The following is a 14,157-nucleotide window of genomic DNA, read 5'->3' as shown; positions in this document are numbered from 1 at the left end:
GATCGCCGTCGCCCCGCCGGGTACGGCGATGCCCCGGGATCGCTCCCGGGGCATCGCCGTGATGTCGCCGCGTACTCAGTTGGTGCCGGCGGACACGACTGACGCCGGGGACGCCTGCGTCGCCGGGCTCGCCGGGGTGGGCGGCGTCGCGGGGGTGGGCGGAGTCACCGGCGACGGCGCGGTGGGCGGGGACGGCGGCGTCGTGGGCGACGGCGACGTCACAGGATCCGGGGCGGACGTCGCGGTCGCGGCCGTGGGGCCGGTCACGACGGTCACCGAGGTGTCGGTCTGCTGGAGCCGGACGGTCTGGGTGTCCAGGACGTCACCGCGGTTCGTCACGACACCGCCCGGGATGACCGTCCCCTCGGTCGTCTGCAGATCCATCGTGCTGGCAGTCGCGACGGCTCCGCCGGCGACCACACCGAGCCCGACCACTCCGGTCACTCCGTAGGCGATCCATCTCTTCCTGCTCATGTCCACTCCTCTTCTCGATCGGCGAGAGCCGATGTCCTTCCTCCATCGTCGCCACCCGGGCTAAGCGCAATCGAAAGCGCTCGTGAGACCGTTCTTAGGCGGGTGTTCGATGCGTTCATTTGGCGCAACAGCCGATCCGCTCCTGCGAGCATGGCGTCCTCGCGCTGCGGGTCTCCGAGGTCGCGCGCCGCGATGGCGTGCCCGAGGAGGTGCGTCGCGGCGTAGATGCGTACCGCAGGGTCCGCTCCCCAGCGGTCGAGAGCCTCGCCGGCGAGATACCGGAGTCGCGAGCGCCCTTCCGCGGGGCTCTGCTCCGCACTCGCGAGCGCATGCGCCACGAACGCCGCGGGATCCTCGGCCGCAGCACCGATGCCGAGCGTATCGACGTCGATCAGCCCGGTGATCGTGTCGCCGCTGAGGAACAGCTGTCCGAAATGCAGGTCTCCGTGCACGACGACCGGTGCTGTCGGCTCGAGCGTCGCGAGGCCGGCGCGGATGCGCTCGACGAGCGCCATCGCGTCGGCCGAGCCTTGGCTGTGCGTCGCATACCAGTCCAGCCGGTCCGTGACCGGAGTGAGTCGGCGCGAGGTCCGGACAGCGGCGATGCGCGGCCTCAGCCGGTCGACGGCGTCGATGAGCCCGGCGGGATGCCAGTCCGCGATGGGTGCCGGAAGCCCCTCGGCCTCGGCGAGCACCACCAGCCCTTCGGGTGACCATCCCCGCACCGGGGGCACGGGGAGTCCTGCGGACGCGCACGCCGCGTGCGCGTCGACGATGCGCCGCACGCGACGCGGTCGGACGACCTTGACCCAGACGGTCCCCTCGCCGGCGGGGATGCGCACGACCGCCCGGCGACCGGGACGGTAGGCGATCAGGTCACCAGGGCCCGTCGCGCGGATGCCCAGCCTGTCGAGCAGTACCTCGGCGGCATGGGCGTAGGCGACCGGCGCGAGCGCCGGCAGGTGCGGGTCCGCCGGATGCATCCAGACCCGCGCCTCCGGGTGGGCCGGGTCCTCCCCCGTCGCCATACCCGTCTCGGCGTCGACCGTGATGCCGGACGTGTCGACGTAGTAGACCTGCGCGGGGTCGGCGCCTTCCACGGTGAAGCCCGCGACGCTCCCCGCCCCGAGCGGTTCCCGGCTGATCAGCGATACGGGCACGTCGCCCAGCGCATCGCGGATCAGCTGCTCCTCCGCCGTGACGACGGCCGTCCGTTCCCTCGGCATCGTTCGATTGCATCACGGATCCCGCGGACGTTGGGTGAGACATCTCTTAGTCAGACCGGACTGCGCCCCGGCGCTCGGGATACTGGAACAATGACCGAACCCGTCGCCGACTCCCCGCCGCGCCGCTCGCGCGGCGTGTCGGTGCGTACCCGCATCGTCGCGGCGATCACGGCGGTGACGGCTCTGGGCCTGCTCGCGGTCGGACTCGCCGTCTCTCTGGAGGAGCGTCAGTCGAATCTCGATGAGATCGATGCGCGGTTGCGCGCGAATCTGGACTCGGCGCGCTTCATCGTCGCGGACGGGGACCGCTCGGTCGGCGACGGCGTGGACGCGGTGCCCTGGAAGACGTCCACCGATGCCCTGCGCGCGGTCGTGCAGCGGATGAGTCCCGACGACAACGCCGGCGCGATGGGAATGGTCGACGGCAGGATCGGCATGGTGCCCGGAGTGGCACTGGACATCGATCTCGGTGCCGCGACGGACTTCGCCGCCTACGTGGACGGCGAGGTCACGGACGGCCTGCCCGTCATGGGCACGTATGCGGAGGACGGTGTGGTGTGGCGCTATCTCGCGGCACCCATCTCGGTCGCGGACTCCCCCGCACCCGAGGAAGTCCTGTTCGTGCTCGCGTATGACGTCGAGGCAGAGCTCGCCGAGTTCGACGGCGCCGCCCGGACGTTCCTCGTCTCGTCGATCATCGTCGTGCTCATCGTCGCGGCGACCGGGACCGTCGTCGCGACGCGTCTGCTGCGCCCGCTGCGGCAGATGCGCGAGACCGCGAACCGCGTGTCGGCCCAATCGCTGGACGAACGCATCCCCCTGGTCGGGAACGACGACGTGGCCGAGCTCGCGCGGACCATGAACGCGATGCTGGACCGCCTGGACGCCGCGCTGGAGTCCCAGCGCGAGCTGCTCAGCGATGTGGGGCACGAGCTGAAGACGCCGATCACGATCGTGCGCGGACACGTCGAGGTCATGGACCCGACCGACCCGGCCGACGCCCGGCAGACGCAGTCCCTCGTCGTGGATGAGTTGGACAGGATGGGCAGGCTGGTGCAGGACCTCGCGAGCGCGGCGTCCCTGCACGGTCCGAGTCCGGTGAACGCCGCGCCGGTCGACGTCGCCGATCTGGTCCAGCAGATCTTCCGCAAGGCACAGGGCATCGTGGGTGCCGAGCCGAGCCTGGTCGCGACGGCGCACGTGGTGGCCGAGTTGGACGCCGCGCGCATCACCCAGGCGATGCTGCAGCTCGCGCAGAACGCGGTGACGCACGGCAGCGAACGCATCGAGATCGGCAGCAGAGCGGATGCCGAGACCGTCACGTTCTGGGTCCGGGACTTCGGCCCCGGCGTCCCCGACAAGGACAAGCAGCGCGTGTTCGAGCGATTCCACCGCGGCACGGACGCGAGCGCTCCGGGCAGCGGACTCGGTCTCAACATCGTCCAGGTGATCGCGCACGCCCACGGCGGCAGCGTGACCGTCGCCGACGCAGCAGGGTCGGGTGCCGTGTTCGCCCTGCGCATTCCCCGATTCCCCGTGCGCACGGAGCGAGCCGACGAGACGCCGGCACCGCAGACCGGGCCTCACCCATCCGAGGAGACCTGAACGATGGCATCGATCCTCATCGCCGACGACGAAGCCCGGATCTCCGGGTTCATCGAGAAGGGTCTGCGCTCCGCCGGGTTCGCGACCCGCCTCGCCGCGACCGGGCCGGAGGCACTGGAGCTCGCGTTGACCGACGAGTTCGACCTCATGGTCCTGGACGTGAACCTCCCCGGGTTCGACGGCTTCCATGTGCTGGAGCAGCTGCGCGGGTCGGGCTCGCGGATGCCCGTGATCATGCTCACGGCACGTGTGGAGCTGCACGACACGATCGCCGGGCTCGAGGGCGGAGCGGACGACTACCTCGGCAAGCCGTTCCGGTTCGACGAGTTGCTGGCCCGCATCCGCCTCCGGATGCGCCGCGATGAGACGGCGGCGCTTCCCGAGCTCAGCCATGGCGACCTGCACCTCGACATCCGCACCCGCCGTGCGCGGGTCGGCGATCACGCGATCGAGCTCTCGGCCAGGGAGTTCGCCCTCGCCGAGGAACTGGTGCGCAATGCCGGGCAGGTGCTCAGCCGCGAGCAGCTGCTCAGTCGGGTGTGGGGGTACGACTTCGATCCGGGATCCAACGTCGCGGACGTGTACATCGGCTACCTGCGCCAGAAGCTCGGCGCCGGCCGCATCGAGACGGTCCGCGGAGTCGGCTACCGGCTGGTCTGAACCTCCTTCAGCCAGCCGTTCTCACGACGAGACGTCACCCCGTCCAGTTCGAGCATCCCCAGCAGACCACGGACGCGGTCGACCGCCAGCCCGGAGCGCCGCGCGATCTCATATGGCGACACCGCCGTGCGCGTGCTGAGGGCGTCGAGCAGTCGGGTCGTGTCCGGATCCGGCCGTACCGCTGCGTCGGGTGCGGCCGGAGCATGGTCTCCCCAGAGCTCGCGCACCTCGGCGGCCGTCGTCACGCAGATCGCGTCGTACTCCCGCAGGAGTCGATGGCATCCGGCCGAAGCGGCGGACGTGATCGGGCCGGGGACGGCGCCGATGGGGCGGCCGAGCGATGCGGCGTGTCCTGCGGTGTTCAGCGACCCGCTGCGCCAGCCCGCTTCGACGACCACGGTCGCACCGCCGAGCGCGGCGATCAAACGGTTGCGCGCCAGGAAGCGCCATTTCGTCGGCGCCGTCCCGCAGGGCACCTCGGCCGCGACCGCTCCGCGTTCGATGATCCGCTCGAACAACTGGTGGTGGCCAACGGGGTACGCGCGATCGATCCCTCCTGCGAGGAACGCGACTGTCGTGCCGCCGACGCCGAGAGCCGCGCGGTGGGCGACTCCGTCGATCCCGTACGCGCCGCCCGAGACGACGAGGGCACCCGCCGCGGCCAGATCGCCGGCCAGTTCCGCCGTCACGGATTCGCCGTACGAGCTGGCCGCACGCGCGCCGACGACCGCGACGCTCGGTCGTCGCGCGAGATGCGCCGGGTCGCCGCGCACCCACAGCAGCACTGGAGCATGCTCGCCGAGATCGTCGAGCGCGGACGGCCAGTCCGGCCCGTCCGGCATCAGCAGGCGCGCGCCGATCTCGGAGGCCGTACCGAGCGCCGCCCGGACGGACTCGACGTCTGCCCGGGGCTGCCAGCGCTCCCGCGCGACGCGCAGCAGCTTCGCCCCACCGGCTCCCCCGAGCGCGTCGATCGCCGCGGCCTCGGCTCGCGGACGACGCACGTCCGCGAGGGCCGCCGTCAGAGCGCCCACCGCACCGAGGCCCGCGATGAGCGCGCCGGCGGTGCCGTCTCCGGGCTCGGCGACCACGGACCACGCCGCCCGTGCCAGGACCTCGTCGGCATCCGCATCCCGTCGCAGGCGCCGTACGAGCCCCAGCAGGTCCGAACGGCGTCTCAGCGCCTCCATCATGTGATCAGTCCTCTCTTCAGGAACAGCGCGCGTCCGATCTCCTCCCGCCCTGGGCGGTCCAGGCCCGCGAGGTCGGCGACCGTCCAGGCGAGCCGCAGGACCCGGTCGTAGCCGCGCAGGGTGAGCGCACCGCGTTCCAGCGCCCGGTCCAGGGGCGCACGGTGGTCGGCCGCCAGACGATGCGCGCCCTGGCGCAGCCAGGTGCCGGGGACGTCGGCGTTCACGCGCCACGGCGTGTCGCGCCAGCGCGCTGCGGCGCGCGCCCGCGCCTCGGCGACGCGGTCCCGTGCGACCTGCGAGGTCGGCGCCGTGCGCTCCCCGGACGTCGCGCGGGACGCGGCGACCCTGGCGACCTGCAGGTCGATGTCGATCCGGTCGCGCAGCGGACCGGACAGCCGGGACGCGTAGCGCCGGATCGCGATCGGCGGACACGTGCACTCCGCGCCGCGCACGCCGTAGTTGCCGCACGGGCACGGGTTCATGGCGAGCACGAGCTGGAACCGGGCCGGGAACCGCGCCGTGAATCCGGCGCGCTGGATGTCGACCGTCCCGGACTCCAGCGGCTGGCGGAGCGAGTCCAGCGCCTGCCTGCTGAACTCGGCCGCTTCGTCGAGGAAGAGCAGACCGCGGTGGGCGCGCACGATGGCACCGGGACGGGGCACGCGCGAACCGCCGCTGACGAGGGCCATCGACGAGGCGCTGTGGTGCGGAGTCTCCAGCGGCGGCACACGATCGAGTGCCACGACGGGGAGCCCTGCCAGCGAGCGGATCGAGGCGACTTCGAGCGCTTCCTCCTCGGTGAGCTCGGGCAGGATGCCGGGCAGGCGCCTGGCGAGCATCGTCTTCCCGGCTCCCGGCGGTCCGCTCATCAGGAGGTGATGCCCGCCGGCGGCTGCCGTCAGCAGCGCGTCGACAGCCTCCTCCTGGCCGATGACGTCGGACAGGTCGACGGCCGCGGCATCCTTCTGATCGGCAGTCACTGGACCTGGTATCGGATCGACGTCCGGGATCTCGACGTCGGCACCGTGCCACGCCGCGACCTCGGCGAGCGTCGTCGCCGCGCGCACCTCGATGTCCGCGACGAGGCGGGCTTCGTCGGCGTTCGCGTGCGGGACGACCACGCGCTCGAAGCCGGCCCGCTGCGCCGCGAAGACCGACGGAAGCACGCCGGGGACAGGGCGCAGCCGTCCGTCCAGCCCGAGTTCGCCGATGTGCACGGTCCGGCCGATCGAGCTGGCATCCAGAGACCCGCTTGTCGCCAGGGCCGACACGGCGACGCCGAGGTCGAATGCGGACCCCTGCTTGGGCAGGCTCGCAGGCGAGAGATTGATCGTGAGACGCCGAGACGACAGTTCCAGCCCCGCGTTCTTGCACGCGTTGTGCACGCGCTGCGTGGCTTCGCCGAGTGACCGGTCGGCGAGGCCGATGATGCGGAAGTCCGGGCGCTGGTTAGACAGGTCCGCCTCGACCTCGACCATGTGCCCGTCCACACCCGTCAACGCGACCGCCCACGTGCGCACCGCGCTCATCGCAGATCCACCAGGTGCTCCAGCGTCCCCGTGCGCGGATCGGCGCCGACGATCCCGATCGCCTCGAGCCGGACCCGCGAGTGCACCGCGAGGCCCGGGTGCGCTTCGATCCAGGCGTGCGCGAGTCGCCATAGCCGACCGACCTTGCGCTCGTCCAGGGCCTCGAACGGGTGCCCGTAGCGCAGTGAGGTGCGCGTCTTGACCTCGACCACGCAGAGCATGCCGCGGTGCGAGGCGACGATGTCCACCTCACCGGCGGGACAGCGCCAGTTGCGGTCCAGGATCGAGTAGCCGCGGTCGCCGAGATGCGCGACCGCGCGCGCCTCCCCCGACCTGCCGAGATCGTCCTTCGCTGCCATGCGGACAGCATCGCCGCTCACACCGCACGTGCGCGCGCGGCGAAGCGCACGCCCTACGGCACCTGGGGAGTATTCCCCTCAGACGCCGCGCTGTGCAGAGCGGGTCACTTGCCGTCGAGTGAGAGCTCTTCCGGCAGCTCGAACTCGCGCCGCTGGAGCTCCTCGACGTTGACGTCCTTGAACGTCAGCACGCGCACGGCCTTCACGAACCGGTCCGCGCGGTAGATGTCCCACACCCAGACGTCGCTCATGGAGATCTCGAAGTAGAAGTCGTGTTCGGTGTCGCGGCGCACGACGTTGACCTCGTTCGCGAGGTAGAAGCGCCGCTCCGTCTCGACGACGTACTGGAACTGCGAGACGACGTCCCGGTACTCGCGGAACAGCGCGAGTTCGAGTTCGCGGTCGTAGTCGTCGAAGGCTTCCTCATCCATGATGTGTCCATCCTACGAGGCCGGGCGGTTGCGCGGCGCACCGACGGCGTCAGAAGAGCGTCGGAGCACCGGCGATCGACCAGGACGCCCGGTGCAGCGGCGAGAGACCGCGCTCCTCGATGGCGGTGCGGTGCTCGGGACTCGCGTATCCCTTGTTGCGATCCCACTGATACACGGGATGCTCGTCATGCAGATCGGTCATCAGGGCGTCGCGGGCGACCTTGGCGATCACAGAGGCCACCGAGACCGAGGCGCAGTCCCGGTCGGCCTTGATCACCGGGCGCACCCTGATACGGGACGGATGCACGCGGGAGATGTAGTCGTGGTTGCCGTCGAGGATGACGAGGGCGCGGTCGACCGGGACTCCCTGCTCGGCGATCGCCAGCAGCGCGCGGGACGCGGCGAGCCCGAGGGCGCGCATGATCCCCACCTCGTCGACCTCGGCAGCGCTCGCCCAGCCGAGAGCGGATGCCGGCACCCAAGCCGCCGCACGCCGCGCCACGTCGGGACGGCGCCGCTCGGTGATGAGCTTGGAGTCGCGCAGCCCCTCCGGGATGCGACGACGCGCCCCCGCGGCATCCATCACGGCGGCCCCGATCGTGACCGGACCCGCGAGTGCTCCCCGGCCCACCTCGTCGAGGGCGATGATGAGCTCGTGCTCCTTCAGGAGCGAGCGCTCCAGCCGGAGGGACGGCGCCACGACGGTCATGAGGCAGGATCCGGCACGCCGTTGAAGACCTCGTGATGGCCGTCGATCAGCCCGATGCGATCCAGCGGCCACGTCGTCAGGAACGCCTTGCCCACGACGTTGTCCAGGGGGACGAACCCCCCGCTGGGCAGGTCCTGGTGCGCTCTGGCGTCCTGCGACCGATCGCGGTTGTCGCCGAGCAGCCAGAGCTGGCCTTCCGGGACGGTCACGTCGAACGGCTCCTCGGAGGCGAGCGTGTCGCCCTCCGGCAGGTTCAGGTACGACAGCTCGTCGATCGGCGCGTCGTTGACGGTGATCTGACCGAGGGAGTTGCAGCACACCACGTGATCGCCTGGCAGCCCGATGAGCCGTTTGACGAGGTGGTCCTGGGAGTCGGACGCCGAGATCCCGATGAACGTGAGCACGCCGTCGAAGAAGGCGAGCAACGGCGGCTGCGCGGGCTCCTGGGCCGCCGGAGGGAGCCAGCCGCCCGGATCCTGGAACACGACGACGTCCCCGCGCTCGTATCCCGTCCATCGCGGTGTCAGCTCGTCGACCAGGATGCGGTCGTTCACGAGGAGCGTCTGCTCCATCGAGCCGGAGGGGATGTAGAACGAGCGGACCACGAAGGTCTTCACGAGGAACGACACCAACGCCGCGATCAGCACGATGATGAGGACATCGCGCAGGAAGATCAGGAGGCCACGCCGCCGCTTCGGTTCCGGGGCCGGGGTGGACTCAGTCGTCATCGCATTCCTTCACGAGTTTCACGCCGAACGTCGGTGCGGCCCTACAAGGCTCGCACATCCCGACCGAAAGAAAGCACCCCGGGACGCGAGTGTCCCGGGGTGCTTCATTGGAGGCGGAGATCAGTTCTCGCGCTTCTCCTTGATCTTCGCCTTCTTGCCGCGGAGGTTGCGCAGGTAGTAGAGCTTCGCGCGACGCACGTCACCGCGGGTGACGACCTCGATGTGGTCGATCACCGGGGAGTGCACCGGGAAGGTGCGCTCGACGCCCACCTGGAAGCTGATCTTGCGGACCGTGAAGGTCTCGCGGACACCGTCGCCGGAACGGCCGATGACGACACCCTGGAAGACCTGGATACGGGAGCGGTTTCCCTCGGTGATGTTCACGTGCACCTTGACGGTGTCGCCGGGGAAGAACTCGGGGATGTCCGAGCGGAGCGAAGCCGCGTCGACGGCATCGAGGATCTGCATGATCGTCTACTCTCTGCATCCGCCACAGGTCGGGTGCAAGCTGGAAGGAATACGTAAGGTGTGTGCTGAACGGAACGTCATGTCCGCGGGCTCCCCTGAGGCAGAGCCGGTCACGGCACAAGGACCTATTCTGCCACGGATCCCCGGCGCCGCCAAAACGCGGTCAGCGGTCGGTCTCGGGCTTCTCCCTGATCACGAAGACCTCGCTGTCCGTCGTGTCCCGGCGAGCATGATCCTCGGCGACCGGCGTCTGCCAGGTCGTGCGGATGACGCGGACGCCGCCCGCCCCGCGTGCTTCGCTCCACAGCTGCCACAGCGACAGCCACACCAGTGCGATGCCGACGATGATCGCCCCGGTCAGAGCGGGAGCGAACCAGGACGGGTAGAACCCGATCGCGATGGTCAACGCGTGCCACAACCCGAATCCTGCGACGTCCCACCAGGAGACCGCGCGCGTGAGCCTCACCGACGGCCGAGCCCGAACGAGCAGCGTGAGGATCAGCTGGCCGAGGAACACCGACGGGATGCCGATGAACAGGAACAGGAACGCCCAGCCGCCGCGGGAGAACACGCCCCATCCGACCAGCAGCCACAGCGGCAGCACGAAGGCGGCCGGGATGAGCCACCGGAAGAACGCCTCACGCAACCACATACTGCGATGCTACGTCGCCCGAGGTCCGCGTTTCGAGGTGTTCGCTGAGAGCGGGTGCAGCCGACGCGCCTCGGCATCCGGGAGAATGGAACCACACGAGAGGAACACCATGATCGAACTGCGCACTCCGTCCGAGATCGACGAGATGCGGGCAGCGGGGCGATTCGTCGCCGAGACGCTCGCGACCCTCCGGGCGGAGACGAAGGTCGGCACGAACCTGCTGTCGATCGACCGCCGCGCGCACGACATGATCCGCAAGGCCGGCGCCGAATCCTGCTACATCGACTACGCCCCGTCGTTCGGACGCGGCCCGTTCGGCAAGGTCATCTGCACGTCGGTGAACGACGCGGTGCTGCACGGCCTTCCGCACGATTACGTGCTGCGCGACGGCGACCTCGTGACGCTCGACTTCGCGGTCTCCGTGGACGGCTGGGTCGCCGACTCCGCCGTCTCCTTCGTGGTGGGCACGCCACGTGACGAGGACCTCCGTCTGATCGACACGAGCGAACGGGCCCTGGATGCCGCGATCGCGGCCGCCTCGGTCGGGAACCGGATCGGGGACATCTCCGCCGCGATCGCCCAGGTCGCTCACGGAGAGGGCTACAGCATCAACACCGACTTCGGCGGTCACGGCGTCGGTCGCACGATGCACGGCGACCCGCACGTGGCGAACGACGGCAGGGCCGGCCGCGGATTCCCCCTGCGCTCCGGGCTCGTCCTGGCGCTGGAGCCGTGGTTCCTCGCCACGACCGACGAGCTGATCACGGACCCGGACGGCTGGACGCTCCGCAGCGCCGACGGCTCGCGCGGGGCGCACTCCGAGCACACCGTCGCGATCACCGATGACGGGCCGATCATCCTCACCGACCGTTCGTTCCTCGGCGTCGACTGAGTCCACTCAGCCGCGCGCAGGCGCGGCGCGCTCCCAGCTCGCGACGGGCCCCGGCACGACGGCGAACAGCGGATGCGGCTCCGGCCTCGGCTCGGAACGCCACCGCGCGTGCTGCTCAGGGCTCCTGGTGGCGAGCTTGGCCAGGAGGTGCTCCCACTCCCGGTTCAGCTGACCGTCTGTGACCTCGATGGACGCGGTCCGCCCCGGACGGGAGATCCGAGCGCGGTCGAAGCGGTAGCCGCGCTCGTCGGCCTCGGCGGCCAGCGCATCGAGATACGCACCGATCGCAGCGACCGGGTCGTCGGTGGCACGGAACCGCTCGAGTTGCGGGTGACGCGTGTACCCGCGGGTCGCGCCGCCGAGCACTGCCTGGGCCAGCAGCGTCTCCCGCCAGCAGGCGACGAGGCCCTGCCTGTCGAGATAGCGCGGGTGCACGGACCAGATCCTCATGCTCCGACGCTATCGTGCCCGATGCTCCCGCCGGAGCGTGCGCTGTGCCATCCTGAGGGCATGATTCCGCGCGATCGTCATGTGCCGTCGCGGGCATATCTCGCCCGCCATGGTCAGACCGTCTGGAATCTCGAGGGCAGGCTGCACGGCCGACTCGATTCGCCGCTGACCGCCGACGGCATCGCGCAGGCCAGAGCCGCCGCCGATCGGCTCGTTCCCTGCGGCATCCGCACGATCTGCTCCAGTCCGCTCGGCCGGGCGATGGCGACCGCGGTCATCATCGCGGAACACCTCGGAGCGGATGTCGTCGAGGTCGCCGATCTCGCCGAGATCGACCACGGCGAGATGGCTGGCATGACCTGGGCGGAGATCGACGAGCGGTATCCCGGGGCCCGCGCCGAGCGGGCCGAGAACCGGTACGGCTGGGCGTTCCCCGGGGGCGAGAGCTATGCGCAGGCGCGCCTGCGTGCGCGGCGTGCGCTGAGCGAATGCGGCTGGTCCGCCGTCGGACCGCCGCTCATCGTCGCCCACGAGATGATCGGGCGCCTGCTGCGGGCCGAGCTGCGAGGTCTGGATGCAGGTCAGGCGCTGTCGCTGCGGCATCCACCCGGACTCGTGATCGAGATCGACGACGACCGCGAGCGCGTGCTCTGACCGCGTTGCCCGTTGCTGCGTTCAGGCAGAGTCGCCGTCGAGGAGATCCGGGCGTCGGAGGCGCGTGCGCTCGAGCTGCTGCTCGTGTCGCCACGCGGCGATGGCGCCGTGATTGCCGCTGAGCAGCACACCCGGAACCTCGCGGTCCCGCCAGAGCGCCGGCTTGGTGTACGAGGGGTATTCGAGCAGCCCGTCCTCATGGGATTCCTCGACGAGGCTCTCGGGGTTCCCCACGACGCCGGGGATGAGGCGGCCGATCGCCTCGATCATCGCCATGACGGCGACCTCTCCCCCGTTCAGCACGTAGTCGCCGAGGCTGATCAGCCGGACCTCACCGAGATCGGCAGCATACTCGAACACCCGCTCGTCGATGCCCTCGTAGCGGCCGCACCCGAAGATGAGGTGCTCGCGGGTGGCGAGGTCCCGAGCGGTCGCCTGCGTGAAGACCTCTCCCGCCGGAGAAGGGAACACGATCGTCGGTCGCGCGCCACTCTCCGACGCGGCCGCGAGTTCGTCGAGCGCGAGCCCCCAGGGCTCGGGCTTCATGACCATGCCGGCACCGCCACCGTACGGGGTGTCGTCCACCGTGCGATGCCGGTCGCTGGTCCAGTCGCGCAGATCCCGGACGCGCAGGTCGATGATCCCGGCATCCTGCGCTTTGCCGAGCAGGGAGAGCGTCAGACCGTCGAAGTACGACGGGAAGATCGAGACGACGTCGAAACGGAGTGCCGGACGGGCGTCGTGAGTCGGGGCGCGCACGAGATCAGGATAGGACGATCAGGGCGCGGCGTCGTCCGACGGCGCATCTTCGACCGCTGCGTCCGGGAGCTCCTCGAAGAGGCCGGCGGGCGGGGTCACCACGACGCGTCCGCCTTCGATGTCGACGGTCGGCACGATCGCCTCGACGAAGGGCACCATGATCTCCCGTTCGGCGTCGGCACCGGCGGGCCGGACGATGAGGAGATCCTGGGCGGGAAGGTGGTCGATGCGGACGACGCGGCCCACGACCTGGTCGTCGCGGACGACGTCGAGCCCGGTCAGCTGGTGGTCGTACCAGGCGTTGTCCTCGGGCTCCGCGTCATCCTGATCGATCCAGAGGATCGCACGCACGAGGCCCTCAGCGGCGGTGCGGTCGTCGATGTCCTCGAAGAACACGACGGAGTTGCCGTTCATCACCCGGTACTCCCGGACGGTGATGGTCTTGCCGTGCCACGGAGATGCCTCGGGCACCTGCAACGTGAACTCGGCGCCGGGGACGAAACGCCCCTCGGGGTTGTCGGTGTACAGCTCGAGCTTCAGGGCGCCCTTGAGCCCGTGCGCCTTGACCAGCCGGCCGACGCGTAGCTGATTGCGTCCCTGAGCCCGGTCCTTCGCCGCCACGTCAGTCGTCCGCGACGTCGACACGAACGCGACGTCCGTCGGCGAGGGCGGTGATCAGCGTGCGCAGCGCCTTGGCGGTGCGACCGCCGCGCCCGATCACGCGTCCACGGTCATCGGGGTGCACGCGCACCTCGAGAAGGTCGCCTCGCGGCGACGTGGATTCGGTGACGCGGACGTCGTCCGGGTGATCGACGATCCCCTTGACGACGTGCTCGAGCGCGGCGGCCAGCACGGCGGATTACTCGGCGTCGGCGGCGGGAGCCTCAGCGGCCTCCGCGTCGGCCTCGGCAGCGGCGGGAGCCTCCTCAGCAGGAGCCTCCTCCTTCTTCTCCGCCTTCGGCTTGATGACCGACTTCTTCGAGGAGTCCGCTTCGAAAGCAGCCTTCTCCTCGGCGACCTTGAGCGTGGACTTCGCGTCCTTCTCGCCCTTGAACGTGCCCCAGTCGCCCGTGATCTTGAGGATGGCGGTGACCTGCTCGGTCGGCTGCGCGCCGACGGAGAGCCAGTACTGCGCACGCTCGGAGTCGACCTCGATGAACGAGGGCTCCTCGGTGGGGTGGTACTTGCCGATCTCCTCGATCACGCGGCCGTCGCGCTTGGTGCGCGAGTCGGCCACGACGATGCGGTAATAAGGCGCACGGATCTTGCCCAGGCGCTTGAGACGAATCTTGACAGCCACGATTCTCCTGAATGGTGTGGAAGGAATATTGAACCGATCGCCTGGAGCGTGGGGTGCACACCCGGCGG

Annotated in this window: 19 protein-coding genes; 4 read left to right on the top strand and 15 right to left on the bottom strand. The window is 70.2% G+C overall.

The annotated features are described in order from the left end of the window. Positions 1-75 precede the first annotated feature (75 nt). Together KYX17_RS03580 and KYX17_RS03575 are read right to left on the bottom strand one after the other, a co-directional pair. The gene (locus KYX17_RS03580; protein WP_243225421.1) at positions 76-474 is read right to left on the bottom strand and encodes a hypothetical protein; all 399 of its coding nucleotides are present in this window, start codon (positions 472-474) and stop codon (positions 76-78) included. Continuing rightward, positions 471-1,700, bottom strand: a complete 1,230-nt coding sequence (locus tag KYX17_RS03575) for a phosphotransferase (RefSeq protein WP_283818071.1) — start codon at positions 1,698-1,700, stop codon at positions 471-473. Before KYX17_RS03575 ends, KYX17_RS03580 begins: the two co-directional genes overlap by 4 nt. A gap of 90 nt (positions 1,701-1,790) precedes the next feature. Between KYX17_RS03575 and KYX17_RS03570 the strand changes: the two genes are divergently transcribed. Continuing rightward, complete coding sequence (locus KYX17_RS03570) at positions 1,791-3,305, top strand: cell wall metabolism sensor histidine kinase WalK (RefSeq protein ID WP_243225416.1); 1,515 nt, start codon at positions 1,791-1,793, stop codon at positions 3,303-3,305. Between the two features lie 3 nt (positions 3,306-3,308). Beyond that, entirely contained in the window at positions 3,309-3,965 is a 657-nt protein-coding gene (locus tag KYX17_RS03565) for a response regulator transcription factor (protein ID WP_243225413.1), read from the top strand. Here the strand turns inward: KYX17_RS03565 and dprA are convergent. The 8 genes from dprA to KYX17_RS03525 all read right to left on the bottom strand — a co-directional run bounded on the left by dprA (position 3,950) and on the right by KYX17_RS03525 (position 10,034). Then, positions 3,950-5,158, bottom strand: coding sequence for a DNA-processing protein DprA (gene dprA, locus KYX17_RS03560; protein WP_243225411.1), 1,209 nt, complete (start codon positions 5,156-5,158; stop codon positions 3,950-3,952). The two genes, KYX17_RS03565 and dprA, sit on opposite strands and share 16 nt — an antisense overlap. After that, positions 5,155-6,687 (bottom strand): YifB family Mg chelatase-like AAA ATPase, encoded by a 1,533-nt coding sequence (locus KYX17_RS03555; RefSeq protein WP_243225409.1) that lies wholly within the window; start codon positions 6,685-6,687, stop codon positions 5,155-5,157. The genes dprA and KYX17_RS03555 overlap by 4 nt, the downstream gene beginning before the upstream one ends. Further along, positions 6,684-7,046, bottom strand: a complete 363-nt coding sequence (locus tag KYX17_RS03550; RefSeq protein ID WP_243225398.1) for a YraN family protein — start codon at positions 7,044-7,046, stop codon at positions 6,684-6,686. The genes KYX17_RS03555 and KYX17_RS03550 overlap by 4 nt, the downstream gene beginning before the upstream one ends. A 104-nt stretch (positions 7,047-7,150) precedes the next feature. Further along, positions 7,151-7,477, bottom strand: a complete 327-nt coding sequence (locus KYX17_RS03545) for a DUF2469 family protein (protein ID WP_243225393.1) — start codon at positions 7,475-7,477, stop codon at positions 7,151-7,153. Between the two features lie 49 nt (positions 7,478-7,526). After that, positions 7,527-8,186 carry a ribonuclease HII gene (locus tag KYX17_RS03540; RefSeq protein ID WP_243225391.1) on the bottom strand — a complete coding sequence of 220 codons (660 nt, stop codon included), beginning with the start codon at positions 8,184-8,186 and terminating at the stop codon, positions 7,527-7,529. Next, on the bottom strand, positions 8,183-8,914 hold the full coding sequence (gene lepB / locus KYX17_RS03535; RefSeq protein ID WP_243225390.1) for a signal peptidase I: 732 nt from the start codon (positions 8,912-8,914) through the stop codon (positions 8,183-8,185). The genes KYX17_RS03540 and lepB overlap by 4 nt, the downstream gene beginning before the upstream one ends. A 120-nt stretch (positions 8,915-9,034) precedes the next feature. After that, positions 9,035-9,382 carry a 50S ribosomal protein L19 gene (gene rplS / locus KYX17_RS03530; RefSeq protein ID WP_243225389.1) on the bottom strand — a complete coding sequence of 116 codons (348 nt, stop codon included), beginning with the start codon at positions 9,380-9,382 and terminating at the stop codon, positions 9,035-9,037. Positions 9,383-9,545: 163 nt separating this feature from the next. After that, positions 9,546-10,034, bottom strand: coding sequence for an MFS transporter permease (locus KYX17_RS03525; protein ID WP_243225388.1), 489 nt, complete (start codon positions 10,032-10,034; stop codon positions 9,546-9,548). A gap of 109 nt (positions 10,035-10,143) precedes the next feature. Between KYX17_RS03525 and map the strand changes: the two genes are divergently transcribed. Further along, positions 10,144-10,926: a type I methionyl aminopeptidase gene (gene map, locus KYX17_RS03520; RefSeq protein ID WP_243225387.1), complete on the top strand. Its 783-nt coding sequence runs from the start codon at positions 10,144-10,146 to the stop codon at positions 10,924-10,926. Between the two features lie 6 nt (positions 10,927-10,932). On the opposite strand, the gene KYX17_RS03515 is transcribed toward map, so the two are convergent. Further along, positions 10,933-11,376 carry a pyrimidine dimer DNA glycosylase/endonuclease V gene (locus KYX17_RS03515; RefSeq protein ID WP_243225383.1) on the bottom strand — a complete coding sequence of 148 codons (444 nt, stop codon included), beginning with the start codon at positions 11,374-11,376 and terminating at the stop codon, positions 10,933-10,935. A 60-nt stretch (positions 11,377-11,436) separates the two neighbouring features. Here KYX17_RS03515 and KYX17_RS03510 point away from each other — a divergent pair, with 60 nt between their 5' ends. Beyond that, positions 11,437-12,030: a histidine phosphatase family protein gene (locus KYX17_RS03510; RefSeq protein ID WP_243225381.1), complete on the top strand. Its 594-nt coding sequence runs from the start codon at positions 11,437-11,439 to the stop codon at positions 12,028-12,030. A 21-nt stretch (positions 12,031-12,051) separates the two neighbouring features. Here the strand turns inward: KYX17_RS03510 and trmD are convergent, their stop codons facing one another. Genes trmD through rpsP form a run of 4 tightly spaced genes read right to left on the bottom strand, consistent with a single transcriptional unit; the run spans position 12,052 to position 14,089 of the window. Further along, positions 12,052-12,789 (bottom strand): tRNA (guanosine(37)-N1)-methyltransferase TrmD, encoded by a 738-nt coding sequence (trmD, locus tag KYX17_RS03505; RefSeq protein WP_243225379.1) that lies wholly within the window; start codon positions 12,787-12,789, stop codon positions 12,052-12,054. 18 nt (positions 12,790-12,807) lie between these two features. Next, a complete protein-coding gene (gene rimM, locus KYX17_RS03500) occupies positions 12,808-13,410 on the bottom strand; it encodes a ribosome maturation factor RimM (RefSeq protein ID WP_243225376.1) in 603 nt (200 codons plus the stop codon). Between the two features lies 1 nt (position 13,411). Continuing rightward, entirely contained in the window at positions 13,412-13,642 is a 231-nt protein-coding gene (locus KYX17_RS03495) for an RNA-binding protein (protein WP_243225374.1), read from the bottom strand. Positions 13,643-13,648: 6 nt separating this feature from the next. Beyond that, entirely contained in the window at positions 13,649-14,089 is a 441-nt protein-coding gene (gene rpsP / locus KYX17_RS03490; protein WP_243225371.1) for a 30S ribosomal protein S16, read from the bottom strand. Positions 14,090-14,157: the final 68 nt, after the last annotated feature.

Source organism: Microbacterium sp. CIAB417, from assembly GCF_022788845.1.
The sequence above is the reverse complement of the archived record's forward strand: the minus strand, read 5'-3'. Positions and strand labels throughout refer to the sequence as shown.